Here is a 26,754-nt window from a genome sequence, read left to right on the forward strand (position 1 = left end):
TAAGACGCGCCACCCTTCCCCTTCCTCAGGCTTCGGCTGCCGCTCGTTGTGCGAAAGGGGGATTTGTGCGACGCTCCCGGTCTATTTCCACGCCGAACAAAAATGAAAAAAGCAGGCCGCGTAACATCCTGGAATGCCGACAAGGGCTATGGCTTTATCGATGTACATGCCGACGTGAAGGACATTTTCTTTCACATCACCGCGCTGCAGAACCGTTCAGTCCGGCCGAAGCCTGGCGACCGCGTCATGTTTGAACTGGGCAAGGGCAAGGACGGCCGCATGCAAGCCAGCAACGTCTCGATGCTGGGCGCACCGAAACCGCAAAACCAGGCAAGCGTGCTGCCGGTTTTCCTGGCCGCGATCGCCCTGGCGGCGATTTTCGCCGGCGCCCTCGGTGGGTTTCTCCCGCGGCTTGCCGGCGCGATCAGTCTAGTGATGAGTATCGTTGCATTCCTTGCGTACAACGCCGACAAGGCCCGCGCCAACCGCAAGGAATGGCGCACGCCCGAGGCCCACCTGCACTTCCTCGCCCTGTGTGGTGGCTGGCCGGGCGCACTTGCCGCGCAACATCTGCTGCGCCACAAAAACCGGAAGCAGGCGTTTCAGGCGGCTTTCTGGGGCACCGTGGTCCTGAACATCGGCGCCATGGTGCTCTGGAAGACCCTTGTGCCGGCCTGAAACGAAGAAGGGGGTCACGGCCTCAACCTGGCCGCAACCCCCTTCGTCGCTGCATCGCTTCGTCGCGCGTTGGCGCCAGGACTTGCCCCGGCGCCCCGCTATCAGCCTTCCTTCAGGAACGCCTTCAGATGGTCCGCGCGGCTCGGATGCCGCATCTTCTTCATCGCCTTGCTTTCGATCTGGCGAATCCGTTCGCGGGTCACATCGAACTGCTTGCCGACTTCTTCCAGCGTGTAGTCGGTGGACATGTCGATACCGAAACGCATCCGCAGCACCTTGGCCTCGCGGGGCGTCAGGTCGTCCAGCATTTCCCGCACGGTCGCCCGCAGGCTCGCATGCAGTGCGGCTTCCGCCGGGGACGCGGTATCCGAGTCGGCAATCATGTCGCCCAGGCTCGTATCGCCGTCCTCGCCAACCGGCGTTTCCATGGAGACGGGCTCCTTGGCGATCTTCATGATCGAGCGGACCTTCTCTTCAGGCATCTCCATGCGCTCGGCAAGCGCCGCGGGATCCGCGGCCTTGCCGGTGCGCTGCATGATTTCGCGCGAGATGCGGTTGAGCTTGTTGATCGTCTCGATCATATGCACCGGCACCCGGATGGTCCGGGCCTGGTCGGCGATCGCCCGCGTCACTGCCTGGCGGACCCACCACGTTGCATAGGTGGAGAATTTCCAGCCGCGGCGGTACTCGAACTTGTCGACCGCCTTCATCAGGCCGATATTGCCTTCCTGGATCAGGTCCAGGAACTGCATGCCGCGATTCACGTACTTCTTGGCGATCGAGATCACCAGACGCAGGTTGGCTTGCGTCATCTCGTGCTTGGCCTGGCGCATCTGGCGCTCGGCGGTCAGCATCTGGCGGTTCACCAGCTTCAGCTCCGACAGCGGCAACACCGCGCGTGCGTGAATATCAACCAGCTTTTGCTGATGCGATTCGAGGTCCGGCAGGCTACGGCCGACCGAGTCGCTGTACGAGCGCGATTCGGCAGCAAGCGAGCGGCCCCAGGCAAGATTGGTCTCGTTGCCGGGGAAGCGTTCGATGAACTCTTCCCTGGGCATGCCGCACCGCTCCACCATCAGCTGCAGGATCTGGCGCTCGACGACACGCACTTCTTCCACCACGGCCTGGACATCGGCGCACAGGCGCTCAATGGTCTTGGCGGTAAAGCGGATCGAACTCAGCTCTTCGCGGACCGCGAGCTGAGCCATGAGGAATCCTTCCGACTCCACGCCATGCGCGGTGTAGGCCTTGCGCATGGCCTCGAAATGATCGGCCACGCGGGCGAACCGCGTCAGGCAATCGTCCCGCAGCTTGGAAAGCGCGGCGGATTCGTTGGCTTGCGCGCTCGCACCTTCGTCGCTGTCGTCGTCGCTCTCGTCATCGGCGGCGACTTCATCGCGGCTGGTGTCGTCGTCGGCTTCGGCGGCCACCTCGGCTTCCCCTTCGATCAGCCCGTCGACCAGTTCATCGATGCGGATTTCATCGCGCTCCACGCGCTGCGAGAGTTCGAGGATCGTCGCAATGGTGGACGGGCAGGCAGCGATGGCGTGAACCATGCGGTTCAGGCCGTCTTCGATGCGCTTGGCGATCTCCACTTCCTGCTTGCGGGTCAGCAAGGTTGCCGAGCTCATTTCCCGCATGTACATCCGCACCGGGTCGGTGGTCCGGCCGAACTCGGAGTCGACGGTCGACAGCGCGACTTCCGCCTCTTCGTCGGCCTGGTCGTCCGAGGCCGCGACCGCGCTATCGCGCAGCAGGAGCGCTTCGGCGTCCGGCGTCTGCTCGTAGATCGTCACGCCCATTTCAGCGAACGTGCTGACGATGCTTTCCATCGCAGCCGTGTCGGTGAAATTGCCCTGCAAATGGTCGCTGATATCCGCGTGCGTCAGGTAGCCGCGTTCCCTGCCCAGCTGGATCAGTGCGCGCAGCTGCTGGCTGCGCTCCGTAGCTTCGGTTGCGGGATCAGCTTGAGCCGTGGACGCCGCACCCCTACCGGCCGGCTTCTTGCCGGCCAATGCTGTTTTCGATTCTGCCAACGTCCGTTGTGCGCCACTCGCCATTAACTGCTGCTCCCTTGCTGAATTACTACTTGATTACTTCTTGACTGTTGCCCATACGAGGGTACACCCATCGCACCTGCGGCTGTCAAAGCCCTCGCAGCATTGCTAGCTGCCGAGAGACGGACATCTGCCGCAATCCGCTGGGACTCCCAGTCCGGCATTGCGTGTCCGTTCAAGCCAAAGGGCGATATTCTACATTCGTTGTTGCAACGCATCACGCGAAAAAACCGACTGCCATGTTGCCAATGCCCCGCTTCCGTGTGGTTCCCCCTATGCAGGGAAGCACCGGAGTTAGGTATCAGACCCATCGAGGCGTCTTCCAATGCGCCGAACCTTCTGGTCTAGCGGGCTTTGTGACCGAAAGCACCATCCGGATCGACGTACACATTTGTTTTTTTCCTGCTCACCAAATCGTTCTGCCCGGACAGGCCGGCCTGTTCCCGTAGCGGCGCAGGCTCCGGCTTGCCCAACCTGGCATCCGGCTTGATGTCCTCGGCGCCTTGCGCCCACGCGTCCAGCATGCGCTTGGCGATTTCCCTGAACTCCGGGTAGCGGTCGGCGTACTCGCTTACCAGCGGCACTACCTTCCGGATCGCCTGCGTCACCTGGCCCATACATGCGGCCATATCGGCGCTAGACAAGTTCAGTCTTGCGCCGCCGTACTGCGCCAGCAACTTCCCGGATGCCCAGGTCCGCTTGCCAGCCAGCGGCAAACCTGGAATATCCGCCCGATACTCCGGGTAGGCGGTCACCGTGACAATGTCATACACCGGCGCCAGCCTGACGTCATCGATGCTGGTGTACACCACAGCGAAGTTCTTCAGGTGTGCATCGGCATTGCGCAATGCGTAGTTCAAAAGCAACAACGTAAACAGGCGCCGCGCACTTTCCTTCCGATGCGGGGCGCTGACGTAAATCGCCAACAGCTTTGCCAGATCCTCAAGACTGCCCTTGTATTTATTGACAGGGTCCAGTCCTCTCAGCGCACAAAAATCCTCAACTGCAAGCCGGCTGCCGTCCGCCAGGCGATCGAAACGGCGGATTGCCAGCACCTGCCCGTCGTCAGAAAGTTCTGTTTCCGGCACTTCCAGGCCCGCCAGCCGCGCCACTTCGAGGCACAGGAACTCGTTCACGGACAGGCCGGGCAAATCCACCGGACCCGTCTTCAGGATGAACTCGTCGGTCCAGACCGTGGCTTTGTCCTCGGGCCTGGCAAGCACCTTGGGCATGACGCCCGATACACCTTCGGCAATGCCCGCTTCCAGATGGCGCAGCAGGTTGTCCCGCGATCCAGTCGATGCGAGCAGGCTCGCCATGTCCAGGTTCGAGGCAGCCAACGTCGGCGGCGCCCCGTGAGGCACCACCCGGACCCTGCCGATCCCGTTCGCGCCGGTCAGCGCCAGCAGGCCCAGGTCGCTCACGTCGGCATGGGCCCCAAGCTTGCGCCGGATCAGGTCCTTCTTGTACCCCTCGGGCAAGTTCATCTGAAAAAACGGCAGCAGCCCGGCTGCCCATTTATACGACTCTGCCCGAACTGGCAGCAGAAGCGACACGAAGTCGTGCGCCGGCACATCTGGCAGGTAGGTGAATACGCTCGCGCGCGCTTCTTCGGCCAGCGTGCCGACGGGCGTTGCATTCACATAGACGTCCAGCATCTGTGCGCCGTTCACTTCGAACCCTCGTCGTGGGCCTTTTCCGGTGCCTTGTCGCCGGACTGGGACGCGTCAAGGTCCGCGGCTGGCTGCGGCCGGCGGTGAAAGTGCCGGACACGCCGGCGCGCTTCCTCGGAGGTGGCATCGACTTCCTCCGTCTCTGCCAGCACGTCGTCCAGCGTCCTTCGGTGGCCGGCAGGCCTTGCGAGCAGCTCAAGCCCGACGGCCTCGAACAAACTCAACAACTTCACCGCGCCCATCTCCGGCAATCCGCCCGTCTCAAACCGGCTGATCCGGGCCCGCGGCACCCCGCTGTACTCGGCGACTTCCTGTTGGGTCTTGTTCGCAAGGATCCTGGCACGCTTAAAGGCCTCTCCCAGCTCAGCAAGATTCATGTGCTACCTGTATAACATTATGCTCAAATAAACGTCTAACGTACTGTATACGAAACAACAGCACCAGTCAAGATAACGTGCCATAAACGAAACACTAAGCGGTTAATTCTTCGTAGTGTTTGATATAGAGAACATTATGAGCGCAGCAAGCCGATTAGCCCGAGGTTAGACTGCATGCTGCGAACGATCCGCCTCTCATCCCAGCCAGACATGCACCTAATCGACATTGGCGTAAACTTTCATTCCTCCCAGATTGCCCCGCACACAGACGCCATCCTTGCGCGCGCCGTGGCGGCCGGGGTGGTGGCCATACTCGCGACGGGCACATCGCTGGACGCGAGCAGGAAGGCTAGTGACCTGGCCAGGCTGCATCCCCGCCTCCTATTCGCAACGGCGGGCACGCACCCTCACACGGCCAGGGATTGGTCGCCATCGGTCCGGCAATCGCTTGAGTCCCTCTGGGAACGCCCCGAGGTGGTGGCGATCGGGGAGTGCGGGCTGGACTACAACCGAAATTTCTCGACGCCTGCCGACCAGCGCAGGGCCTTCGCGGACCAGCTCGAAGCGGCTGTCCTCTGGAAGAAGCCCCTGTTTCTCCATTGCCGCGACGCCTTCGAGGACTTCTACGCGATGGTGGAACCCGCGGTCCGTGCCGGCGCCCACGGTGTGGTGCACTGCTTTACCGGCGCTGCCGACGAGGCGGCCGCTTTCGTCGAACTGGGCCTGGACATCGGTATCACGGGCTGGGTAACGGATCTCAAGCGAGGCCAGGCGCTGCGCGAGGCCGTGCAAGCCATACCGCTCGACCGCCTGCACCTGGAGACCGATGCGCCCTACCTCGGCCCGAAGAACCACAAGAACCGGCGGCCTTACAACGAGCCCGCCAACCTGCCCTGGATTGCGCAGGCAGTCGCCGAACTGAAAGCGTTGACGGTGGCCGAGGTTGCCAGCCAGTGCACCCGCAATAGCCGCCGCCTGTTCGGCATCCCGGCCTGAGGTGCGCCCTGCCCGCTCGTGACAAGCGGTGATTGTGAACAAATGTGCCTACAATCGGAACCCGACTAAGCCGCCGGGGGTCGAACCAGGCTTCGCCCGGAGCCGCTGGACCTCATTTGCTTGTGTTGCCCGCCGGCTCCGGACAGACCCGTAAATAACAATCAAGAAAGGCCCGCCCATGGTGACCGAAACCGGCCCAAACCTGATCCTGCGCCCGCTGGAGCGCAGCCACCTGCATTTCGTACACAGCCTGAACAACGACGCGAAGATCATGCGTTACTGGTTCGAGGAACCCTACGAAACCTTCGCCGAGCTGACTCAGCTCTATGACCGCCATGTGCACGACCAGCGCGAGCGCCGCTTCGTCTGCGAGAACCTGGATGGCGAAGCCGTTGGCCTGGTCGAGTTGATGGAGTTGAACCATATCCACCGGCGCGGCGAGTTCCAGATCATCGTGGCGCCAGCCAGCCAGGGCCGCGGCTACGCCGGCACGGCCACCCGGCTCGCCATGGACTACGCCTTCATGGTGCTGAACCTGCACAAGCTTTTCCTGATCGTGGACGTGCAGAACGCCAAGGCGATCCATATCTACGAGAAATGCGGCTTCCAGCGCGAGGGCGAACTGCTGGAAGAGTTCTTCAGCTATGGCGCCTATCACAATGCATTGCGCATGTGCGCCTTCCAGCGCGACTACCTCGCCGCGCGCAACGCCCGGCTCTGAGCGCCCCGCCCAGGCCCGAAATCAGCCCGCCAGCTCCCCGACCGCCTTCCACGCCTGGTCGATGGCGGCTGTCAGCGAAGGGCTGCCCGCGCTATCGCTGTTAGCGATCACCACATTGCCCGCGCTGGCGCGCGAGTGATCCAGCACGGCCTGCGCTGCCGCCTCCTCCTCGAACAGGCTGTTGGGCATATAGCTGTAGCCGTGCGCCCAGCGGTTGACGGTGATGCCGCGAATCACATCCTTGCCGGCGAAGCCGCCGGGCGCCAGCATGCGGTCTAGCTGGCTGCGGATACCCTTCTCCAGTTCGCCGAACGGCGTACCAAGCAGGAAAGCCCGCCCGGCGCGGAAGCGTTCGCGCGCCTGCATCCCGCTGTCCGGCACGGTGGGCACATAGAGCATGTGCAGCACCACCGGGTCCGCCGGGCGCGCGCCGGCCGGCTTCTCCAGCCACAGGTCGGTGTAGGCCATGGCCGGCGCATGGATGCGGCTGGTCTTGAGCGCCTCGAAGGCGCGCCAGTTGTCCAGCGCCACCTTGGTGTAGACCACCGGGGCCTTCACGTCGGAGCGCAGGGCCTGCTTTTGGGGCGCCGGCAGGCCGGGCATGATGAACGGGATCATCATGTTGTAGCCGGCCAGCACCACGTGCGCGGCTTCGACCCGGTGCAGGTTGCCGCTCCAGCCATAGGTCACGCGCGTGATGCGCTGGTCCGGCTCGATGGCGATGGCCGTGCTGTTCAGGCGTACCCGTACCTTGGAATCGTCGGTATCGAGCCGGCTGTAGTCGAAACCGGCCGCGCCGATGTCATCGGGGCTGCCGGACTTCGTCACGCCCGGGATCATGTTCCGCACCAGCAGCCGCGCCAGCGTGGCATTGCCATCGGCAAACCAGAGCTTCGATGCGGGCGACTTGCCAAGGCGTGGATTGAGGCTGGGCGGCGGCATGTTCTTGCCGCCCGGCAAGCCGATGGCCAGCGCGTCGAACAGCGATACGCCGTCGGCGTCCAGGGCATAGGCATCGTTGCTGCGGCTGCGGAAAAAGCGCTGGCCGTCGAGACCCACGCCGGCCTTCTCGCGCAGGAAGGCCGCGTAACTGGTGCGCTTCAGGTAAGCCAGCCGCTCGCCCTCGCCCATGCCCGCCAGGTAATCCGTGCCGCCATCGGCCAGGCGCGCCAACGCGTCGCGGTCCTGCTGCGGCAGCGGCGTCTTGTCCAGGAAGGCTTTGAACGCCGCGGCACTGGCCGGCTGCGCCCCGGTATTGCGGGCATCGATCTGGCTGGCAAACGGATCGCCGGCAAGCAACTGGTCACGGCCAAAGTGTTCCGCGTCGAAGAAGACCGAGCGGCCCATGCCCAGCTCGCGATACAGGTCGCGTTCGGCGGCCTGATGGCGCTTGGGATCCACGCCGAGCCCGGCCAGCAGCGTGGCTACCGCGCGGCTGTCGAGCGCGGTCGGCGGCATCTCGGCGCTGCCGCCGTACGTCACCAGTTTCTGTCCGCGTACCGTGAACTCGTTGCGCTTGGCATGGCCACCGAAATCGTCGTGGTTGTCGAGGATCAGGATGCGTTTGCCGGCGCCGAAGCGGCGCTGGTAGAACCACGCCGCCGCCAGCCCGCTGAGGCCACCGCCCACCACCACCAGGTCGAAGACTTCGCGCGCCATCACGGCAGGGTATTTGGCGCCTTCGCGGGCCAGGCTGTGCGCAAGCGTGTAGGTGCCCGCATGGTTGCCGCGCAGCCCGGTCAGCGCCGGGGGATAGCCGGCGCTGCGTTCAGCGGCCTGCAAGAGCTGGGACGGCGCCAGCCCCGCGGCGATGGTGAGTGCGGCGCCGTTGAGAAAGTCTCTGCGCGTGATGGTCATGGCAATATCGTTCGCTTGGTTTGGGTGGCGCGGGCTCAACGGCGCTCAGCGGTGTCGCGCTGACGGCCCAGTTCGGCGCGGCGCGCGGCTACCGCCCCTTCCGCTACAGGGCTGGCGCGATTGCCCCAGCCGGTGCGGATAAAGGTCAGCACGTTCGCCAGCTCCTGGTTGTCCAGCGTCCAGCCATAGCCGGGCATGTGGTAATCGGTGGCCGCCGTGCCCACGTGCGCGGTCACGGCGCCGTCGAGCAGCAGGTTGGCCAGCGAGGACGGATCAGGATCCACCACGGTCGGATTGCCCGCCAATGGCGGGAAGACGCGGGCAAAGCCCTTGCCGTTGGCGCCATGGCAAGGCATGCAGAATTCGGCGTACTGGCGCGCGCCGGTGGCGTCGAAGCGGCCCTGCGCGAGCATGTCGGCGGTGCCGGCATCATAGACGTAGGGTGTCTCGTCGCTGCGCGTGCCGGGCACCGACTTGAGATACACGGCAACGGCATCCAGATCCGGGCGGCTCATGAACTGCGTGGACGATGCGATCACCTCGGACATCGGCCCGAACGAAGTCGCATGCGCATTGCGCCCGGTGTGCAGATATTCGGCAATGTCTTCGCGCGACCAGCTGCCCAGCCCCGTACGCGGGTCGCCCCGCAGGTTGGTGGAAGCCCAGCCTTCCACGCTGGCGCCGGCCAGGAAATGCCGGCTGCGTTCATCCAGCCCCTTCTCGGCCATCAGCGCGCCGCGCGGCGTATGGCAGGCGCCGCAGTGGGCCACCGCTTGTACCAGGTAGGCGCCGCGATTCCACGCTGCACTCTGGCTGGCATCGTTGCGCACCGGCCCGGTTTCGAGGAACAGCCAGTTCCAGACGCGCAGCAGCCAGCGCATGCCGAACGGCCAGCGCATCTCGGGTTCGGCGGTTTCCTGCCGCACGGCTTTTACTTCGGTGCGCAAGTAGGCATAGAGCGCCTGCACGTCCGGTTCGGCGAGGCGGGCATACGACGGGTAAGGCATGGCGGGATAAAGCCGCTTGCCGTGTTTCGCCACGCCCTCACGCAGCGCGCGGTCGAACTCCTCGAACGTGTAGGCGCCGATGCCGCTCTCGGCATCCGGCGTAATGTTGGTGGAATAGACGGTGCCCACGCCGGTCTTCAACGGCAATCCGCCGGCAAAGGGCGCGCCACCGGGGCTGGTGTGGCAGGCGGCGCAGTTGGCCACCTTGGCCAGGTAGCGGCCACGCTCGATCTGCGCCGCGCCGGGGGCGTCCGCCGCAGCCGCGAGGCATGGCGCCAGCAGCAAGGCGGCGAAGGCGGCGGCAGCGCTGCGCAAGTGCCTGCGCGCAAGGGCGGAAATGGTGCCGGCGACGGCGGCGGTAGCGGAGAACCGCCTTGTGGCAAGGCTCATGGGGCTGATTGTCGTTTTAAGCGCCGCGATGGCGTTCCGTGCGGCAAGCGTGCGCAGCCCGCGCGCGGCGGGCAGAGCATCATGGTTGCAGACCTGGGCGGCCCTGCGGATGCGGGATGAACTGGCGCGCCCGCGCTTCAGGCGTGGGACACCGCCCAGTGCGCCAGCGACACAAGCAGCAGCACGAGGCCCGCCGCCAGCGCCACGCCGGTCAGGATCAGCGGCACCGGCCGCACCGCCTGCAGGTCGCGCATATGTTCCTGGCCCTTGCGCAGGCCAAAAAATCCCCACAACACCGTAATCACCAATCTCAAGGGGTTCATTTCCGTCTTCCTTGCATGCTTGCCACACATCGCATGACCGTACGTCCGGGGGGCGGCCGACCGTGCAACGGCATGGCTTTTACTAGTTACGGCGCATTATGGCCGTGGCTGGCAAGTAATAACAGAATCAGATCTGCGATAATTTTGCGTATCAGTTTGACGATCAGGCATTTGTAGACCCCTGCCCCCCTGCCCCATGAAGCGCTACGAAGAGCTGGCGGAAACGCTGGCCAAGGACATCCGCAGCGGCAACCTGCCGCCCGGCACCAAGATGCCGTCGATCCGCAAGACGGTGGCGCAGTATGGCGTGAGCCCTTCCACCGCGTTCCAGGCGTACTACCGGCTGGAGGAACGCGGGCTGGTACGGGCGCGCGAGCGCTCCGGCTACTACGTGACGGGACCGGTGGGGCGGCCGCTGCCGCAGCCGGCGGTGCGCCGCTCGCACCAGGTCTCGACCGACGTCGATATCTCCAAGCTGGTGTTCTCCGTGCTCGATGCCGCGCGCGATCCTCAGCTTGTCCAGCTCGGCTCGGCCTTCCCTTCGCCCGAGCTGTTTCCCTGGGAGCGTCTGGGCAAGTCGCTGGCCCGCGCCGGGCGCGAACTCGATCCCTGGTATTCCGTGAACGACATGCCGGCCGGGCATCTGGCCCTGCGCCAGCAGATCGGCTTGCGCTACCTTGGCGCGGGAGCCCCGCAACCCACCGAGGAAATCGTCGTCACCAACGGTGCGCTCGAAGCGCTCAACCTGTGCCTGATGGCCGTGACCCAGCCTGGCGACGTGGTGGCCATCGAGTCGCCCGGTTTCTATGCTGCCCTGCAGGCGCTGGAGCGGCTACGTTTGCGGGCCGTGGAGATCCCGGTGGATCCGCGCGAAGGCATCGACCTGGACGCGCTGGATGCCGCCCTGAAGCGCCACCCGATCAAGGCTTGCTGGTTCATGACGCAGTTCCAGAACCCGCTCGGCGCCAGCATGTCCGAGGGCAGGAAGCAGCGGCTGGTGGCTTTGCTGGCTCGCCACCGCGTACCGCTGATCGAGGACGATGTGTACGGCGAGCTGTACTTCGGCAACCGCTGCCCGCTGCCCGCCAAGGCCTTCGACCAGGAGGGCCTGGTCATGCATTGCAGTTCGTTTTCCAAGACACTGGCGCCGGGCTTCCGGGTGGGCTGGGTGGCGCCCGGGCGGTTCGGCGAAGCGATCCAGCGGCTGCGGCTGATGACCACGCTGTCGGCAGGCGTGCCGACGCAGGTGGCTCTGGCGGAATACCTGCAGAACGGCGGCTACGACAAGCACCTGAGGCGCCTGCGCCATCTGCTGGAGATGCAGCAGGGCCAACTGATCGCCGCCATTGGCCGGCATTTCCCCGAATCGGTACGCGTCTCCCAGCCCGCGGGCGGGTATTTCCTGTGGGTGGAGTTTGCCGAAGGCTTCGATGCGCTGGCCCTGCACCGCGCCGCGCTCGAGCATGGCATTGGCATTGCGCCGGGCCCGATCTTCTCGGCACGGCAAGGCTATCGCAATTGCATCCGCCTGAACTACGGCCACCTTTGGAGCGACGCCGTGGAAGCGGCCGTGGCCAGACTGGGCGAGCTGGCGAAGGCGCAATCATGAGCAGGCAGGGGCCCACCCGCTCAAGCGGCTGTCCCGCCCCGGCCATGCCTGCCCAGGTACCATTCCCCAAGTTCGAATCCCGCCTGCACAAGGAGCGCAAGCACCGCGGACGGGATGGCGCCCGCCATCAGCAGGACGTGATCATTCAGCGCGAGCCCGGTCGCGATGCGTTCCCCGTAGCCGCCGGCGCCGACGAAGGCGGCTATGGTGGCCGTGCCCACGCTGATGATGGCTGCTGTCTTGATACCGGCCAGCAGCACCGGCATCGATAGCGGGAGCTCTACGTAGCGCAGCACCTGGCCAGGCCTGAAACCCAGGGCGCGCGCGGCCTCGCACATCCCCCTGGGCACTTGCTGCAGCCCCGTCAGCGTATTGCGCACGATCGGCAGCAGCGCATAGAGGAACAGCGCCACCATGGCGGGCCATACCCCAATGCGCCCCAGCAGCGGAATCAGCAGGGCCAGCAAGGCCAGCGAGGGCACCGTCTGCAGCACGCTCACCGCCGCCATCAAGGCCTGGCCCAGCCGGGGACGGCGTGCGGCCACGATGGCCAGCGGCACACCCAGCACGGTGGCGGCGCCCACGGCGCCAAGCACCAGGGCCAGGTGCCGCCTGGTCAGGCGCAAGGTATCGCGGCCGAACAAGGTGGCTGCGAGTCCGGCGCGGGCGTCTGGCCGGGCTCCCGCTTCGGCGGAAGTCGCCGCGGCGCCGCCATTCGCCAGGAAGGCGTGCGCTACCGTGGCGAAGGATTGCCCGTCCAGTTCAGCCGCCGCGTTCATCGCGATCATGTCTTGCGCGTGTATCTTTCCCTCCAGGCGATTCAAGGCCTGCCAGGCCGCCGGAAAGCGCTGTGGCAGGTCGCGCCGGTACAGCACCACGGCGTCGTAGCGCGGGAAGTAGTGCCGGTCGTCGGTCAGCACGCGCAGCCCGTACTTGCGAATCTTGGCGTCGGTCGAGTAGATGTCGATGGCATCGACCTGCCCGTTGGCCAGGGCTTCGTAGGCAATGCCGTGATCCAGCCCCATGGGGCGCTGGCGCAGGCCATAGCGTTGCGCCAGCCCGGGCCAGCCATCCGCCCGGCCGAGAAATTCATGCGACAACCCCAGGCGCAGTTGCGGCTGCGCGGCCAGGTCTTCCAGCGCCGCCAGGCCAAGCTGGCTCGCCTTGGCCTCGCTCACCGCCAGTGCGTAAGTGTTCTCGAACCCGAGTGGAATGCCAGCCGCCAGGTCAAACGGCGCCAGCGCCCGGTTGATCTGTTCCAGGCTCGCGCCTGGGGGCAGCTTGAGGATTTCGCTGGAAACGGTGCCGGTGTAATCCGGATACAGGTCGATGCTACCGGCCTTGAGGGCTTCGAACACGATGGCCGTGTTGCCAAGGCCGGGCGTGTGTTGGGCACTGACCTGGACCGCAGCCGTCTGGGTAAGGATTTCCCCGAGGATATAGGACTCGGTAAAGCGCTTTGAGCCAACCCGGAGCGTGTCGGCGTACACCGTGGCAGCCGCGGCGAGCAGCGCTAGCCCGACCAGCACATGGCCGAGCACCGCCATGGTTCCCGGAAGCCCGAACCGATCGCCATGCGTGGCGCCCCGCGTGCAGCTTTGAAGGGGATTCAAATGATGCGCTCTCCTGTTGCATCGCCAGGCAGGCCCCGTGGCCTCCCGTGCCGACATGGTTCCCATCATACGTGCCTGGCGCGGCGCAGGGCACACTCCCCGGTTCCGCACCGATTGCCGGCATCGACACCCGTCCCGCCGTGCCGGGGCGACGGCGCGCCAGCCGCTCCTCTTCCCCCATGCAACCGCATGAGCACATATGAAAATAGTATTTGCAATCCGAATGCTGGCGGGGCGAGAATCCAGAAAACACATACATAGCATCAACGACATCTCGCCCCCATGGAAATCCGGCAACTGGAAGCCTTCGCGGCAGTCATGACCAGCGGCAGCGTCACCGCCGCGGGGCGCTTGCTGGGCCGTTCCCAGCCGGCGATCACACGCCTGATCCAGGAACTGGAGAGCGAGATCGGCTTTGCGCTGTTCGCCCGCAGCGGGCCGCGCGTCAGCCCCACCGAGCGGGGCTTCCTGCTGTACGAGGAGGTGGAGCACGCGCTGGTCGGCTTGCAGCAGATCCGGGCCCGTGCCGCTGAAATCGCCCGCGAGGAAAACCGCTCGCTGCAGATCGCCGCCACGCCGGCCCTGGCGGCGGGCCTGTTGCCCCTGGCGCTGGCCGGCAACCGGCCGGACCATGCCACCGCGGGCACCGGCACCGTCAGCCACATCCATATCAACAGCGCCTCCCCGGAAAAAGTCGTGCACTCGGTGCTGACCGGCGCGGCCGAGATCGGCCTGACCAGCCTGCCCCTGGAGCATCGCGGCGTCACCGTGCACTGGATCGGGCAGGCTGCCTGCGTGGCTGCGGTACGCGCCGACGATCCGCTGGCGGCGCTCGCCACCATCCCGCTCTCGGCCTGCAGCGGGCGGCGCATCGTCACCATGCAGAACCCCTACCGGCTACGCCGCCGCCTGGACGAGGCGTTTGCCCGTGCCGGGGTGGAGCCGGCCGCGCTGATCGACACCAATTCCTCGCTCAATGCGCTCACCGCCGTACGTGCCGGACTGGGGATCGCCGTGCTGGAGCCGGTGACAGCGCGCGGCGTGCCGCTGGCGGATATCGTGGTACGCCCGATTGATGCCGATATTCCTTTCTACTTTGGCGTGATCACCCCCCAGACCAGGCCCGCCAGCGCCGCCGTGCTGGCGCTGATCAACACGCTGGCCACCGCGGCACGCCACTTGCTGCCCGATTTCACCCAGCGCGGCCCGGAACAGCACGGCGCGCTGCTGCAAGCGCTTTATGGCGACGCCGCGGCCACCGAGGCCGCCAACGGCGCCTCCCACGACACCGAACACATCGACCTATGAACTTGCCTGCCGAAGCCATCCCGGCCATATCCGCTGCCACCGCCGCCACCGCCGCAGAAGGCCTCGCCGCGCTGGAAGCGCGCTTGCGTCAGGACCTGTCCTGGCTGGAACTGCCCGCCAGGAACTGGACCGTTGCGCGCGCGCACGATGGCGAGCCGGTGCTGGATGTTGCGGTGATCGGCGGCGGCATGGCCGGCATGGCGGCAGCGGCTACGCTCAAGCACCTGGGCATCAACGCACGGATATTCGACCGCTCCCCGGCCGGCTTCGAGGGTCCCTGGGCCACCACGGCGCGCATGGAGACGCTGCGCTCGCCGAAGCAACTGACCGGCCCGGCGCTGGGCCTGCCCGCCCTGACTTTCCGCGCCTGGTTCGAGGCCCAGTTCGGTACCGCCGCCTGGGACGCGCTGGACAAGATCCCGCGCCTGCAGTGGATGGATTACCTGCGCTGGTATCGCCAGGTGCTGGAACTGGACGTGCGCAACGACCACGTGGTCGAGCGGGTGCTGCCGCGCCCCGATGGCCTGGTGGCGCTGGAAATCCGCTCGCCCGCCGGCGCGCAGACCGTGCTGGCGCGCCGCGTGGTGCTGGCCACCGGCCGCGACGGCCTGGGCGGCGCGCATGTGCCGCCCTTTGTCCAGACCTTGCCGCGCGAGCGCTGGGTGCATTCGAGCGATGTGTTCGACTACGGCACCCTGCGCGGCAAGCGCGTGGGCGTGGTCGGCGCCGGCGCCTCCGCCATGGACAGCGCCGCTACCGCGCTGGAAGCGGGCGCCGCCAGCGTCGACCTGCTGATCCGCCGCGCCGATATCCCGCGCATCAACAAGGGCAAGGGCGCGGGCAACCCCGGCCTCACCCACGGCCACCCCGGCCTGCCGGACGACTGGAAATGGCGCATCCGCCATTACATCAACGAGCAGCAGGTGCCGCCGCCGCGCGGCAGCACGCTGCGGGTGTCGCGGCATGAGAACGCGCGCTTCAACCTGGGCTGCCCGATCGAGCGCATCGAGCAGTCCGGCGACGCGCTGCTGGCGCATACGCCAAAGGGCGCCTTCGAGCTGGATTTCCTGATTGTCTCGACCGGTTTCCGCATCGCGCTGGAAACGCGCGAGGAATTCGCCGCGTTTGCCGGCCAGATCCGCTACTGGCGCGACCGCTACGCACCGCGGGAGGGGCAGGAAGACCAGGAGCTGTCGGACTCTCCGGACCTTGGCCCGGCCTTCGAATTCCTCGAGAAAGTGCCGGGCGCGTGCCCGGGCCTGTCGCGCATCCACTGCTTCTGCTATCCGGCAGCGTTGTCGCACGGCACGGTCTCGGGCGACATTCCCGCCATCAGCGACGGCGCCAGGCGCCTGGGCCAGGGCATCGCAGCCCTGCTCTACCAGGAGGACGTGGCGCTGCACTACGCCAATATGGAAGCCTTCGCCGAACCTGAGGTCTTCGGGGACGAGTGGGTGCCGGCCGGCCCGCCGCCGGCGATTCCTTCCGACGCGGCGAACGCATCATGAGCCGCTGGCCGCTCCGATGGCTGGCGCGCCGGCTGGCGCAGTCGCTGCTGGTCGTGCTGGCGATGACGGTGATCGTGTTCGCCGGGCTGCACGCGATCGGCAACCCCGTCGACATCCTGATCGGACAGGACGTGGACCAGGTCGAGCGCGCGCGCATCATTGCGCGGCTGGGGCTGGACCAGCCGCTCTGGCGCCAGTACCTGGCCTTCCTGCACGGCGCCCTGCGCGGCGACCTGGGCAACAGCCTGGTCTATAACGTACCGGCCATCCAGCTCATCCTGCAGCGGCTGCCGGCCACGCTGGAGCTGGCGGTGGCGGCGCTGTTGCTGGCCGTGCTGGTGGGCGTGCCGCTCGGGCTGTTCGCCGGCCTGTACCCGGAGCATCCACTGTCGCGCGTGCTGATGACCGGCAGCATCGTCGGCTTTTCGCTACCTACGTTCTGGGTGGGACTGATGCTGATCATGGCCTTCAGCGTGCGGCTTGGCTGGCTGCCTTCGGGCGGACGCGGCGCCACGGCCGAATGGCTGGGCGTGCCGTGGTCGTGGCTCACCGCCGACGGCCTGCGCCACCTGATCCTGCCGGCCATCAACCTGTCGCTGTTCAAGGTCTCGCTGGTGCTGCGGCTCACGCGCGCCGGCGTGCGCGAGGTGCTGCCGCAGGACTGGGTCAAGTTCGCCCGCGCCAAGGGCCTGTCGCCGCGGCGCGTGGTCCTCGGCCATGTGCTGCGCAATACGATGATTCCGCTGGTGACGGTGCTGGGACTGGAGTTCGGCTCGACCATCGCCTTCGCGGTGGTGACCGAGAACATCTTCGCCTGGCCCGGCGCCGGCAAGCTGATCCTGGACAGCATCAACGCGCTGGACCGGCCGGTGATCGTTTCCTACCTGATCGTGGTGGTGTGCCTGTTCGTCACGCTGAACCTGATCGTGGATGTTCTGTACAAGCTGCTCGACCCGCGCGTGCGGCTGGAGGCTGCCGCATGAGCGCCATCGACAACGCCGCCTCCACGGCGCAAGCCGATCCGCGGGCGCTGCGCCGGGAATCGCCCTGGCGCCGGGTGGCGGCGGACTTCTTTTCCTCGCGTACCGCCGTATTCGGCCTGGTGCTGCTGGCGATCCTGGTGCTGGCGGCGGTCTTCGCGCCGCTGGTGACGCCGCAGAATCCCTACGACCTGATGCAGCTCGACGTCATGGACGCACGCCTCGCGCCCGGCGCCGCGAGCGGCACCGGCACCTATAGCTACTGGCTCGGCACCGACGGCCAGGGGCGCGATATCTTCTCCGGCATCCTCTACGGCCTGCGCATCAGCCTGACAGTGGGCGTGGGTTCGGCGCTGATCGCCGGGATCGCCGGCACCCTGCTCGGCTTGCTGGCCGCCTATGCCGGCGGCCGCGTCGACAGCGTGATCATGCGCACGGTGGACCTGCTGCTGTCCTTCCCGTCGATCCTGGTGGCGATGATGATCCTGGCCTTCCTGGGCAAGGGCGTGCTCAATGTGGTGCTGACCCTGGTGATCCTGGAGTGGGCCTACTATGCGCGCGCCGCGCGCGGCCAGGCGCTGGTGGAGAGCCGGCGCGAATACGTGGAAGCGGCGCGCGGCCAGGGCATCTCCAACTGGCGCATCGTGGTCGGCCATATCCTGCCGAACTGCCTGCCGCCGCTGATCGTGATCGGCTCGCTGCAGGTGGCCCGCGCCATCACGCTGGAGGCCACGCTGTCCTTCCTGGGCCTGGGCGTGCCGGTGACGGAGCCCTCGCTTGGCCTGCTGATCGCCAACGGCTACCAGTTCATGCTGTCCGACGAATACTGGATCAGCTTTTTCCCCGGCATCGCGCTGCTGGTCACGGTGGTGGCCATCAACCTGGTGGGCGACCGCCTGCGCGACGTGCTCAACCCGAGATTGCAGAAATGACGGTGGCAAGCCGCGACAACACCGTGCCGACGCTGGAAGTCCGCCATCTGCGCACGCACTTCGAAACCCGCGCCGGCGTGCTGCCGGCGGTGGACGACGTCTCCTTCACCGTGCCGCGCGGCCGCATCCTCGGGCTGGTGGGGGAATCCGGCTCCGGCAAGTCCGTGACGGGCTTTTCCATCATGGGCCTGGTGGACGCGCCGGGGCGCATCGTCGGCGGCGAGATCCTGTTCCAGGGCCGTGAGCTCACCGGCATGCGGCCGGCCGAACTGCGCCAGCTGCAGGGCAACCGCATCGCCATGATCTTCCAGGACCCGATGATGACGCTCAACCCGGTGATGCGGGTGGACGCGCAGATGATCGAGGCGGTACGTGCCCATAGCCCCGCGAGCCACAAGCAGGCGCGCGAGCTGGCGCGCGACACGCTGGGGATGATGGGCATCCCCAGCCCGGAGGAACGCCTGCGCGCCTACCCGCACCAGCTTTCCGGCGGCATGCGCCAGCGTGTGGCGATCGCCATCGCCATGCTCCACCGGCCCGACCTGATCATTGCCGACGAGCCCACCACCGCGCTGGATGTCACCATCCAGGCGCAGATCCTGTCCGAAGTGCAGAAGCTGGCGCGCCAGCACGGTACCGCGCTGATCTGGATCACGCACGACCTGTCCGTCGTGGCTGGCCTGGCCGACGAGGTGGCGGTGATGTACGCCGGCCGCATCGTCGAGCAAGGGCCGGTCGATGCGGTGCTGGACCATCCGCTGCACCCCTACACCGCCGGCCTGATCGGCAGCTTGCCGAGCTTGAACAAGCGCGGCCAGCGGCTGCGCCAGATCCCCGGCATGACGCCCAACCTGCTGACGATGCCGCCCGGCTGCGCCTTCGCGGCGCGCTGCCAGCGTGTCTCCGAGGCCTGCCGGCAGGCACCGGCAATCACTTCGCCGGACGCATTGCGCCAGGTGCGCTGCTTCCACCCGGGCCAGCCGGCCGTCACCGCGGAGTTCGCATGAAGCCGACTGAACACGCTGCCGGCGAGCCGCCGCAATTGCCCGCCCTGGTCGAGGCCAGCAATCTCGCCAAGCGCTTTGGCGAGCAGGCATCCGGCCGCTTCGACTATCTCGGCCGCGCGCTGCGGCGGCTGGGCTGGTCGGAACCGGCACCGGTCACGCACGCCGTGGATGGCGTCGACCTGCGGATCCGCCGCGGCGAGGTGGTGGGACTGGTCGGCGAATCCGGCTGCGGCAAGTCCACGCTCGGCCGCATGGTGGCCGGCCTGCTGCAGCCATCGGCAGGCGAGATTCGCGTGGACGGACAAGCGGTCGAAGGCCTTGATGCCAGCGCCCACCGTGCATTGCGGCTCAAGATCCAGATGGTGTTCCAGGATCCCTACGCCAGCCTGAACCCGCGCTTGCGCGTGGACCGCATCGTCGGCGAGGGCGCGCGCCTGCACGGCCTGGTGGACGCGGCCGGCTTCGACGACTATGTCAGCGCGCAGCTTGAACGCGCCGGGCTGGACCCGGCCCTGCGCCAGCGCTACCCGCACCAGTTCAGCGGCGGCCAGCGCCAGCGCATCGGCATTGCCCGCGCGCTGGCCGTGCAACCGGAGCTGCTGGTGTGCGACGAGGCCGTGGCCGCGCTGGACGTTTCTATCCAGGCACAGGTGCTCAACCTGTTCATGGACCTGCGCGAGCAACTCGGCCTGACCTACCTGTTTATCAGCCACGACCTTGGCGTGGTGGAGCATGTGTCGGACCGCGTGGTCATCATGTACCTGGGCCGGGTCGTCGAGAGCGCACCCACGGAAGAGATCTTCCGCCAGGCCAGTCACCCGTACACGCAGGCGCTGCTGGCCGAAATCCCCCGGCTGGACTCGCGCCACAAGACCTTCACCGCCATCAAGGGCGAGATTCCCAGCCCGCTGGCGCCGCCGCCGGGCTGCCACTTCCATCCGCGCTGCCCGCATGCCATGGCGCGCTGCCGGACCGAGGTGCCACGCCTGCGCGGTATCGCAGTGAACCACTTCAGCGCCTGCCACCTGAACGACGGCGGCTGACACCAGCCTTGCTGCCAACGCATTTCCATTGTTCCCATCGCCCCGAGGAAATTCGCTTATGAAACGCCTGCTGTCCCTCTCGATCAGCACCACCATCGCGGCCATGCTGTGTGCCGGTGCCGCCTCCGCCCAGTCGCTGTCGATCGGCTTCGCCGATCCGCTGTCCTCGCTGGACCCGCAGCTCAACAACCACGCCGGCGACCGCTCCGTGGACCTGCACTTCTGGGACCTGCTGATCGAGAACAAGGACAACAAGCTGCAGCCGGGGCTGGCGCAATCCTGGAAGCCGCTGGACGACAAGACTTGGGAGTTCAGGCTGCGCCGCGACGTGAAGTGGCAGGACGGCAAGCCCTTCGGCGCGGAGGACGTGATCTTCTCCTACCAGCGCGCGCGCAACGTGCCGGGCAGCGTGGCTTCGTTCTCGGGGTATCTGCGCACCGTGGAATCGGTGACCGCCAAGGACCCGTACACGCTCGTCATCAAGACCAATATCCCGAACCCGGACCTGCCGCTGAACCTGGCCTCGATCCATATCGTCAGCAAGCATGTGGGCGAAAAGGCCAGCACCGAGGATTACAACAGCGGCCGCGCCGTGGTCGGTACCGGCCCGTACAAGTTCATCTCCTACACGCCGGGCGACCGCGTGATGATGGCGCGCAATGACGGCTACTGGGGCGGCAAGCCTGGCTGGCAACAGGTCAACTACCGCTATATCAACAACGGCCCGGCCCGCACCGCCGCGCTGCTGTCCGGCGACGTCGATGTCATCGACAAGGTCTCGGTGTCCGACCTGGCCAAGCTCAAGCAGTCGCCCAACGTCAGCGTCTTTCCCTATGCCGGCCTGCGTGTCATGCTGCTGCAGCCGAGCTTCAAGCCCGGCCCCAACCCGTACATCACGGACAACGCAGGCAAGCCGCTGGACAAGAACCCGCTGCTGGACGTGCGCGTGCGGCGTGCGCTGTCGCTGGCGATCAACCGCCAGGCCGTGGTGGGCCGCATCCTGCAAAACACCGCCAGCGTGGCCAGCCAGTGGATGCCCAAGAACACCTTCGGCTACAACCCGGAAGTCAAGGAGATTGCCTACGATCCCGAGCAAGCCAAAAAGCTGCTGGCCGAGGCGAGCTTCAAGGACGGCTTCAAGCTGACCATCCACGCGCCTAACGACCGCTATCCGCAAGGCCCCGAGACCGCGCAGGCCGTGGCGCAGTTCTGGACCCGTATCGGCGTCAAGACCCAGGTGGAAGTCGTGCCCTGGTCCGTCTATGCAGGCCGCGCCAACAAGAACGAGTACGCGGTCAGCATGCTGGCCTGGGGCAACGGCACCGGCGAGGCCAGCTATGCGCTGGTCAACGTCCTGGCCACCGTGGACGCCAAGAAGGGCCTGGGCGCCTCCAACTGGGGCCATTACAGCAATCCGGCGGTGGACAAGGCGCTGGACGAATCGACCGCGGAGTTCGACGCGCCCAAGCGAGAGGCCATCCTGCGCCGCTCGGTCAAGCTGGTGTCGGACGACGTGGGTGTGCTGCCGCTGTTCCACTACCAGAATATCTGGGCCGCCAGGAAGGGCCTGAAGGTGGCGCCGATGACCAGCGACCGCACCGCGGCGATGATGGTCACGCGCGACGCCAAGTAAGGCGGAGCGGATATGGCATTGCTTACCATCACGCCAGCCGACGGCCTGATCGACGTTCCCCGCCGGATCGCCGTGTCGGGCCTGTGCCCCGGCGAAATCGCCGCCATCTCCACACGCACGCTGCGCGGCCGGGAGATTCCCTGGGCAAGCGAGGCGRTGTTCGTGGCGGACGCCGCCGGCACGGTCGACCTGGAACGCGACGCGCCATCGTCCGGGAGCTACGCGGGCGTCAGCCCGATGGGCCTGCTTTGGTCGCAGCGCCCGGTCGACAGCGACAGCCGGGAGTCATTCCATGCGGATGCCACCCGCCCGCTCGTCACCGAGATCACTGTGCGTACCGGCGGCGGCGAGATGTGCGAGACGCGCGGCGAGCTGGTGCAGCGCCTGGCGGCCGCGGGCGTGACCCGCACGGATGTGCGCGAGGACGGCCTGGTCGGCACGCTCTACCTGCCACCCGGTCCGGGCCCGCATCCGGCGGTGATGGTGCTCAACGGGTCGGGCGGCGGCATCAACGAACCGCGCGCCGCGCTCTACGCCTCGCGTGGTTACGCGGCGCTGGCACTGGCGTACTTCAAGGCGCCCGGCCTGTCCGACTATATCTCCGGCACGCCGCTGGAATATTTCGAGCGCGGCCTGCGCTGGATTCGCGCGCGGGTCCGGCCGGCGCGCGATTTCATCGCGCTGTCAGGCCAGTCCCGCGGCGGCGAACTGGTGCTGCTGCTGGGCGCGACGTTCCCCGAGCTGGTCTCCGCGGTGATCGGCTATGTGCCCGGCGCCGTGGTGCACAGCGCGCAAAATGCCGCCGACCCCGCCATCGGCCGCGAAGGCCCGGCCTGGCTGCACCACGGCAAGCCGCTGCCGCATGTGTGGGAGAACAACCGTACCGCGAGCTGGGCGCCCTTCGACGAAGGCCCGGCGCCGCACCGGCACGAACGCGCCATCCTGACCGCGCTGCAGGATCCCGACGCGGTGGCGCGCGCCCGCATCCGCGTGGAGGACATCCGCGGACCGGTGATGCTGCTGTCCGGCACCGACGATGGCTCCTGGCCCTCCAGCCTGTATTCGCGCATGGTGGCGGACAAGCTGGCCGAGGTCGGGCATCCGCATAACGTCGAGCATCTGGATTTCGAAGAAGCCGGCCATGCCATCCTGTTCCCCTATGTGCCGACTACGCAAATGGTCTATGCCCATCCGGTTTCCAGGCGGATCAGCACCACCGGCGGCACGCCGGCGGCCAACGCGATAGCGGATGAGGAGTCCTGGACCGGCGTGCGCGAATTCCTGGCCCGCGCGGTCGCCAGCCACGCCGGCCGTGCCAGCGTCACCGAACGACTAAACCCCTGAGTCAAGACAGAGAGCCCATCATGACCCAAACCAACACAGCCACCGCCGACCTGGTGGACCGCGTGGCCGGCCTTGCCRCCGGCTCCGCCACCCACGCGCTGCGCCACCAGCGCGACAAGGTCGCCGTCTCCACGCAGGGCAGCTACGACGCCCTGTTCGATCCCGCCCTGCCTGGCCTGGTGCTCACCGAGCGCCTGCTGGTGGCGCTGTACGCCGCGCGCCTGACGCCGGCGCCGGAGCTGGCCGCGCACTATCGCGAACGGCTCGGCGAGGCCGGCGCCGATGCCGCGCTGGTCGCGATCGCCGGGCAAGGCGATCCCGCGTCGCTGGCCGATCCGCGCCTGCGCGCCATGCTCGCCTTTACCCGCACGCTGATCGAAAACCCCGTGGCCGGCGACGAAGCTGCCCTCAAGACGCTGCCCGCCGCTGGCCTGGCCACGCCCGACGTAGTGACCCTTGCGCAGCTGATCGCATTCCTCTCCTACCAGGTGCGCCTGGTGGCCGGCCTGAAGGCTCTGAAGGCACTGCAATCCGAGGAGGCCGCAGCATGAGCGCACCGATCAAGATCCAGGGCTTCACCAACGAAGTGCTCGACTGGAAGGCCTGGCTGGATGTGGTCCAGGTGGACCAGGCCACGCCCGGGCAGGTCGCGGTGCTGGAGGAAAGCCATCCCAAGGCCAAGGTTTCGGACTACTACCTGTTCCTGGTGCATCAGCCCGAGATCCTGCGCCAGCGCTCCACCGCCTTCAACGCCATCATGTATGCGCCGGGCGGCATGGCGCGCGCCGAGCGGGAACTGGCCAGCACGGTGGTTTCGCGGGTGAATGGCTGCGTGTACTGCGCGTCGGTGCACGCGCAGCGTTTCGAGCAGCTGGCCAAGCGTAACGACGTCATCACCCAGGTCTTCGAAGACCCGCACACGGCGGGCACCACCGCGCGCGAACAGGCGATTTCGCAGTTTTCCATCGAGCTGACCGAGCGGCCTGACGCGGTCAGTGCCGATAGCCTGCGCGCGTTGCGCGAGGTAGGGGTGAGCGATGCGGAGATCCTCGACCTGATTCACTCGATTGCGATCTTTGCGTGGGCGAACCGGTTGATGCTGAATCTGGGAGAACCGGTATTTCCGGTTGAGGGCGGCTGAGTCCGCGTTTCAGGCCGGCAGTGGGCCAGGAAGCTGGGCGGCGATGAGACCAGCTGGCTTCGGCCAGCGCTCCATTTGACGAAGCGCCCGGCGTCTCAGCCTTGCCCGGCCGGCTCGCAATGCACCGCGAGCCAGACCGTGGGCCGATCCGCGTCGGTCCACGCCACCCGATGCCGGCAATGCGCCGGCAGATGCAGCCAGTCGCCGGGCGCAAGCGCGCGCGCCGCGGCTTCGCCGTCGATATGCAGCCCCGCGCTGCCGCTCAGCAGCAACACCCATTCATCCTGCGCGCTGTCGTACCAGAAATCCGGCGGGCTGGCCTGACCGTTCGAGACGATCCGTTCGATCTTGAGGCCGGGCCGTTCCAGCAAGGCATCGAAGCGCTCGGCCGCGCGGTCGACCGGCACCTGCGCCAGCAGGTTGCCCTGCGGCACAGGCGGCGGGCTGGTCGTGGAATCCATCGCTGTCTCCCCTTGCACGTTGCGCGTTGCGTGCTTTCAATCGCCCGCGCCCGGCGCGAGCACATCGCGCGCGCCGTTGCGGCCCATCGGCGAAACCAGCCCGGCTACTTCCATCTGCTCGATCAGCCGGGCGGCGCGGTTATAGCCGATGCGCAACTGGCGCTGCACGGCCGAAATCGAGGCCCGGCGGCTGGTGAGCACGAAGGAGGCGGCTTCGTCGTACAACGGGTCCGCTTCCACGTCGCCGCCGCCTTCGCCGAACAGATCCGCGGCGGCGGCCTCGCCTGGGTCGCCCGCGAGGATGGCTTCATCGTAGTCGGGCTCGCCGAACTGCTTCCAGTGCTCGACCACGCGGTGCACTTCGTCGTCGGCCACAAAGGCGCCGTGCACTCGCTGCGGATAGCCGGTACCCGGCGGCAGGAACAGCATGTCGCCCTGCCCCAGCAGGCTTTCCGCGCCCATCTGGTCGAGAATGGTGCGCGAGTCGATCTTGGACGAGACCTGGAAGGCCACCCGGGTCGGGATATTGGCCTTGATCAGGCCGGTGATCACGTCCACCGACGGCCGCTGCGTGGCCAGGATCAGGTGGATGCCGGCCGCGCGCGCTTTCTGCGCCAGCCGCGCGATCAGCTCTTCGATCTTCTTGCCGGCCACCATCATCAGGTCGGCCAGTTCGTCGATCACCACCACGATCAGCGGCAGCGTGCGCAGGGGCTCGGGCGCGTCGGGCGTCAGCGAGAACGGATTGGACACGTGCTCGCCCACGGCCTCGGCGGCACGGATCTTCTGGTTGAAGCCGGCCAGGTTGCGCACGCCCAGCGCCRACATCAGGCGATAGCGCTTCTCCATTTCGCCCACGCACCAGTTGAGCGCGTGCGCGGCCTGCTTCATATCGGTCACCACCGGCGCGAGCAGGTGGGGAATGCCCTCGTAGACCGACAGTTCCAGCATCTTGGGGTCGATCATGATCAGCCGCACATCGTCCGGCGTGGCCTTGTACAGCAGGGACAGGATCATGGCGTTGACCGCCACGGACTTGCCCGAGCCGGTGGTGCCAGCCACCAGCAAGTGCGGCGCGCGCGCGAGATCGGTCACCACCGGGTTGCCGGTGATGTCCTTCCCCATAGCCAGCACCAGGTTCGAGTTGTGTCCGAGGAAGGATGACGCGGCCACGATCTCCGACAGGCGGATCATCTGCCGCCGCGCGTTGGGCAGCTCCAGCCCCATGCAGGTCTTGCCGGGGATGGTTTCCACCACGCGGATCGAGGTCACGCCCAGCGCGCGCGCCAGGTCCTTCATCAGCCCCACCACCTGCGCGCCGCGCACGCCCATGGCGGGATCCACCTCGAAGCGCGTGATCACCGGACCGGCCGATGCGCCTACCACCGAGACCGGCACCTTGAACTCCGCCAGACGCTGCGCGATCAGGTTGCCGGTTTCCTGCAGGCGTTCCTCGGTAACCTGCTCGACATCGGCCGTGGCGGCTTCCAGCAGGGCGAGGTCCGGCAGGCGGTAGTCCGAGATGCGCGCGGGCGCCGGCGTGACGGCGATGGCCAGGGATGCCGGCATTGCCGTTGCCACGGGAGCCGCCGCCGCTGCGCCCGGCACGGGGTCAAGGGCCACGACTTTACCGACCACGGCCTGCAGCACGATGCGCGGCTTGGGCGCTGGCGCGGCGGGGGCCGCTTCCGGCAATAGCGGTGGCTCCGAGGCGGTGGCACCGTCCGCCACCGGAGCGGGGACGTTGTCCTCGCCGCGGGGCTCGATCAGCAGGTTGGCGTCGAGAACGCTATCGGCGATCTCTTCCAGTGGGGCATCGGCTTCGGGCTGGGCCGCGGCGCTGGTTTGCGGCTCGGCTTCGACCGCGACCTCTGCCTGAGCTTCGGCTACGGGCTCGGCTCCGGCTTCAGGCTGGATTGCGACCATGGCTGCGGCATCGGCCTGCGGCTCGGCTTCGACAGCAACTTCTGCCTGGGCTTCGGCTACAGGCTCGGCTTCGGCTACAGGCTGGACTGCGACCACGGCTGTGGCATCGGCTTGCGGCTCGGCTTCGACCGCAGGTTCTGCCTGAGCTTCGGCTTCAGGCTCGGCTCCGG

The 26,754-nt window shown here is 67.0% G+C and carries 21 protein-coding genes and 1 pseudogene; 13 read left to right on the forward strand and 9 right to left on the reverse strand.

Annotated features, from left to right (window positions below; genetic code table 11):
* Positions 1-63 precede the first annotated feature (63 nt).
* The gene (locus tag AC1DN0_RS08180; RefSeq protein WP_441627986.1) at positions 64-678 is read left to right on the forward strand and encodes a DUF1294 domain-containing protein; all 615 of its coding nucleotides are present in this window, start codon (positions 64-66) and stop codon (positions 676-678) included.
* 101 nt (positions 679-779) lie between these two features.
* Here the strand turns inward: AC1DN0_RS08180 and rpoD are convergent, their stop codons facing one another.
* The 3 genes from rpoD to AC1DN0_RS08195 form a co-directional block, all read right to left on the reverse strand.
* Complete coding sequence (gene rpoD / locus AC1DN0_RS08185) at positions 780-2,738, reverse strand: RNA polymerase sigma factor RpoD (protein WP_441627988.1); 1,959 nt, start codon at positions 2,736-2,738, stop codon at positions 780-782.
* Between the two features lie 341 nt (positions 2,739-3,079).
* The gene (locus AC1DN0_RS08190) at positions 3,080-4,393 is read right to left on the reverse strand and encodes a type II toxin-antitoxin system HipA family toxin (RefSeq protein WP_477111162.1); all 1,314 of its coding nucleotides are present in this window, start codon (positions 4,391-4,393) and stop codon (positions 3,080-3,082) included.
* A gap of 11 nt (positions 4,394-4,404) precedes the next feature.
* Entirely contained in the window at positions 4,405-4,785 is a 381-nt protein-coding gene (locus AC1DN0_RS08195) for a helix-turn-helix domain-containing protein (RefSeq protein ID WP_441627992.1), read from the reverse strand.
* Positions 4,786-4,995: 210 nt separating this feature from the next.
* Here AC1DN0_RS08195 and AC1DN0_RS08200 point away from each other — a divergent pair, with 210 nt between their 5' ends.
* The gene (locus tag AC1DN0_RS08200; protein WP_477101706.1) at positions 4,996-5,781 is read left to right on the forward strand and encodes a TatD family hydrolase; all 786 of its coding nucleotides are present in this window, start codon (positions 4,996-4,998) and stop codon (positions 5,779-5,781) included.
* A 178-nt stretch (positions 5,782-5,959) separates the two neighbouring features.
* On the forward strand, positions 5,960-6,502 hold the full coding sequence (speG, locus tag AC1DN0_RS08205; RefSeq protein WP_441627996.1) for a spermidine N1-acetyltransferase: 543 nt from the start codon (positions 5,960-5,962) through the stop codon (positions 6,500-6,502).
* 21 nt (positions 6,503-6,523) lie between these two features.
* On the opposite strand, the gene AC1DN0_RS08210 is transcribed toward speG, so the two are convergent.
* The 3 genes from AC1DN0_RS08210 to AC1DN0_RS08220 all read right to left on the reverse strand — a co-directional run bounded on the left by AC1DN0_RS08210 (position 6,524) and on the right by AC1DN0_RS08220 (position 10,079).
* Positions 6,524-8,359 (reverse strand): flavin monoamine oxidase family protein, encoded by a 1,836-nt coding sequence (locus tag AC1DN0_RS08210; RefSeq protein ID WP_441627998.1) that lies wholly within the window; start codon positions 8,357-8,359, stop codon positions 6,524-6,526.
* Between the two features lie 35 nt (positions 8,360-8,394).
* On the reverse strand, positions 8,395-9,756 hold the full coding sequence (locus AC1DN0_RS08215) for a cytochrome c (RefSeq protein ID WP_441628000.1): 1,362 nt from the start codon (positions 9,754-9,756) through the stop codon (positions 8,395-8,397).
* A 137-nt stretch (positions 9,757-9,893) separates the two neighbouring features.
* On the reverse strand, positions 9,894-10,079 hold the full coding sequence (locus AC1DN0_RS08220; protein WP_441628002.1) for a DUF2970 domain-containing protein: 186 nt from the start codon (positions 10,077-10,079) through the stop codon (positions 9,894-9,896).
* A gap of 196 nt (positions 10,080-10,275) precedes the next feature.
* Between AC1DN0_RS08220 and AC1DN0_RS08225 the strand changes: the two genes are divergently transcribed.
* Complete coding sequence (locus AC1DN0_RS08225) at positions 10,276-11,688, forward strand: aminotransferase-like domain-containing protein (protein ID WP_441628004.1); 1,413 nt, start codon at positions 10,276-10,278, stop codon at positions 11,686-11,688.
* A gap of 20 nt (positions 11,689-11,708) precedes the next feature.
* Here the strand turns inward: AC1DN0_RS08225 and AC1DN0_RS08230 are convergent, their stop codons facing one another.
* Positions 11,709-13,235, reverse strand: a complete 1,527-nt coding sequence (locus AC1DN0_RS08230; protein WP_441628037.1) for an ABC transporter permease/substrate-binding protein — start codon at positions 13,233-13,235, stop codon at positions 11,709-11,711.
* A gap of 348 nt (positions 13,236-13,583) precedes the next feature.
* Between AC1DN0_RS08230 and AC1DN0_RS08235 the strand changes: the two genes are divergently transcribed.
* From AC1DN0_RS08235 to AC1DN0_RS08275, 9 genes and pseudogenes are all read left to right on the forward strand, one after another.
* Positions 13,584-14,609 carry a LysR family transcriptional regulator gene (locus AC1DN0_RS08235; protein ID WP_441628006.1) on the forward strand — a complete coding sequence of 342 codons (1,026 nt, stop codon included), beginning with the start codon at positions 13,584-13,586 and terminating at the stop codon, positions 14,607-14,609.
* Positions 14,606-16,117 carry an NAD(P)-binding domain-containing protein gene (locus tag AC1DN0_RS08240; protein WP_441628008.1) on the forward strand — a complete coding sequence of 504 codons (1,512 nt, stop codon included), beginning with the start codon at positions 14,606-14,608 and terminating at the stop codon, positions 16,115-16,117. Before AC1DN0_RS08235 ends, AC1DN0_RS08240 begins: the two co-directional genes overlap by 4 nt.
* Positions 16,114-17,100, forward strand: a complete 987-nt coding sequence (locus AC1DN0_RS08245) for an ABC transporter permease (protein ID WP_441628010.1) — start codon at positions 16,114-16,116, stop codon at positions 17,098-17,100. Before AC1DN0_RS08240 ends, AC1DN0_RS08245 begins: the two co-directional genes overlap by 4 nt.
* Positions 17,097-18,029, forward strand: a complete 933-nt coding sequence (locus tag AC1DN0_RS08250) for an ABC transporter permease (RefSeq protein ID WP_441628012.1) — start codon at positions 17,097-17,099, stop codon at positions 18,027-18,029. Before AC1DN0_RS08245 ends, AC1DN0_RS08250 begins: the two co-directional genes overlap by 4 nt.
* The gene (locus tag AC1DN0_RS08255) at positions 18,026-19,036 is read left to right on the forward strand and encodes an ABC transporter ATP-binding protein (RefSeq protein ID WP_441628014.1); all 1,011 of its coding nucleotides are present in this window, start codon (positions 18,026-18,028) and stop codon (positions 19,034-19,036) included. Before AC1DN0_RS08250 ends, AC1DN0_RS08255 begins: the two co-directional genes overlap by 4 nt.
* Positions 19,033-20,079, forward strand: coding sequence for an ABC transporter ATP-binding protein (locus AC1DN0_RS08260; RefSeq protein ID WP_441628016.1), 1,047 nt, complete (start codon positions 19,033-19,035; stop codon positions 20,077-20,079). Before AC1DN0_RS08255 ends, AC1DN0_RS08260 begins: the two co-directional genes overlap by 4 nt.
* Positions 20,080-20,137: 58 nt before the next feature.
* Positions 20,138-21,712, forward strand: coding sequence for an ABC transporter substrate-binding protein (locus AC1DN0_RS08265; protein ID WP_477101700.1), 1,575 nt, complete (start codon positions 20,138-20,140; stop codon positions 21,710-21,712).
* 12 nt (positions 21,713-21,724) lie between these two features.
* Entirely contained in the window at positions 21,725-23,056 is a 1,332-nt protein-coding gene (locus tag AC1DN0_RS08270) for an acyl-CoA thioester hydrolase/BAAT C-terminal domain-containing protein (protein ID WP_477145646.1), read from the forward strand.
* Between the two features lie 20 nt (positions 23,057-23,076).
* Positions 23,077-24,197, forward strand: a pseudogene (locus AC1DN0_RS08275) (CMD domain protein).
* A gap of 95 nt (positions 24,198-24,292) precedes the next feature.
* Here AC1DN0_RS08275 and AC1DN0_RS08280 read toward each other — a convergent pair.
* Together AC1DN0_RS08280 and AC1DN0_RS08285 are read right to left on the reverse strand one after the other, a co-directional pair.
* A complete protein-coding gene (locus AC1DN0_RS08280) occupies positions 24,293-24,658 on the reverse strand; it encodes a cupin domain-containing protein (protein WP_441628022.1) in 366 nt (121 codons plus the stop codon).
* Between the two features lie 36 nt (positions 24,659-24,694).
* On the reverse strand, positions 24,695-26,754 hold a 2,060-nt coding region (locus AC1DN0_RS08285; protein WP_477145647.1), incomplete at its 5' end, for a DNA translocase FtsK.

It is taken from the genome of Cupriavidus sp. 05N39, assembly GCF_056397325.1.

Bases quoted from the DNA above. Each gene is read 5' to 3' on its own strand.
- rpoD (WP_441627988.1), bottom strand. From the start codon at position 2,738: ATGGCGAGTGGCGCACAACGGACGTTGGCAGAATCGAAAACAGCATTG.
- AC1DN0_RS08190 (WP_477111162.1), bottom strand. From the start codon at position 4,393: ATGCTGGACGTCTATGTGAATGCAACGCCCGTCGGCACGCTGGCCGAA.
- AC1DN0_RS08195 (WP_441627992.1), bottom strand. From the start codon at position 4,785: ATGAATCTTGCTGAGCTGGGAGAGGCCTTTAAGCGTGCCAGGATCCTT.
- AC1DN0_RS08200 (WP_477101706.1), top strand. From the start codon at position 4,996: ATGCACCTAATCGACATTGGCGTAAACTTTCATTCCTCCCAGATTGCC.
- speG (WP_441627996.1), top strand. From the start codon at position 5,960: ATGGTGACCGAAACCGGCCCAAACCTGATCCTGCGCCCGCTGGAGCGC.
- AC1DN0_RS08210 (WP_441627998.1), bottom strand. From the start codon at position 8,359: ATGACCATCACGCGCAGAGACTTTCTCAACGGCGCCGCACTCACCATC.
- AC1DN0_RS08215 (WP_441628000.1), bottom strand. From the start codon at position 9,756: ATGAGCCTTGCCACAAGGCGGTTCTCCGCTACCGCCGCCGTCGCCGGC.
- AC1DN0_RS08220 (WP_441628002.1), bottom strand. From the start codon at position 10,079: ATGAACCCCTTGAGATTGGTGATTACGGTGTTGTGGGGATTTTTTGGC.
- AC1DN0_RS08225 (WP_441628004.1), top strand. From the start codon at position 10,276: ATGAAGCGCTACGAAGAGCTGGCGGAAACGCTGGCCAAGGACATCCGC.
- AC1DN0_RS08230 (WP_441628037.1), bottom strand. From the start codon at position 13,235: ATGGCGGTGCTCGGCCATGTGCTGGTCGGGCTAGCGCTGCTCGCCGCG.
- AC1DN0_RS08235 (WP_441628006.1), top strand. From the start codon at position 13,584: ATGGAAATCCGGCAACTGGAAGCCTTCGCGGCAGTCATGACCAGCGGC.
- AC1DN0_RS08240 (WP_441628008.1), top strand. From the start codon at position 14,606: ATGAACTTGCCTGCCGAAGCCATCCCGGCCATATCCGCTGCCACCGCC.
- AC1DN0_RS08245 (WP_441628010.1), top strand. From the start codon at position 16,114: ATGAGCCGCTGGCCGCTCCGATGGCTGGCGCGCCGGCTGGCGCAGTCG.
- AC1DN0_RS08250 (WP_441628012.1), top strand. From the start codon at position 17,097: ATGAGCGCCATCGACAACGCCGCCTCCACGGCGCAAGCCGATCCGCGG.
- AC1DN0_RS08255 (WP_441628014.1), top strand. From the start codon at position 18,026: ATGACGGTGGCAAGCCGCGACAACACCGTGCCGACGCTGGAAGTCCGC.
- AC1DN0_RS08260 (WP_441628016.1), top strand. From the start codon at position 19,033: ATGAAGCCGACTGAACACGCTGCCGGCGAGCCGCCGCAATTGCCCGCC.
- AC1DN0_RS08265 (WP_477101700.1), top strand. From the start codon at position 20,138: ATGAAACGCCTGCTGTCCCTCTCGATCAGCACCACCATCGCGGCCATG.
- AC1DN0_RS08280 (WP_441628022.1), bottom strand. From the start codon at position 24,658: ATGGATTCCACGACCAGCCCGCCGCCTGTGCCGCAGGGCAACCTGCTG.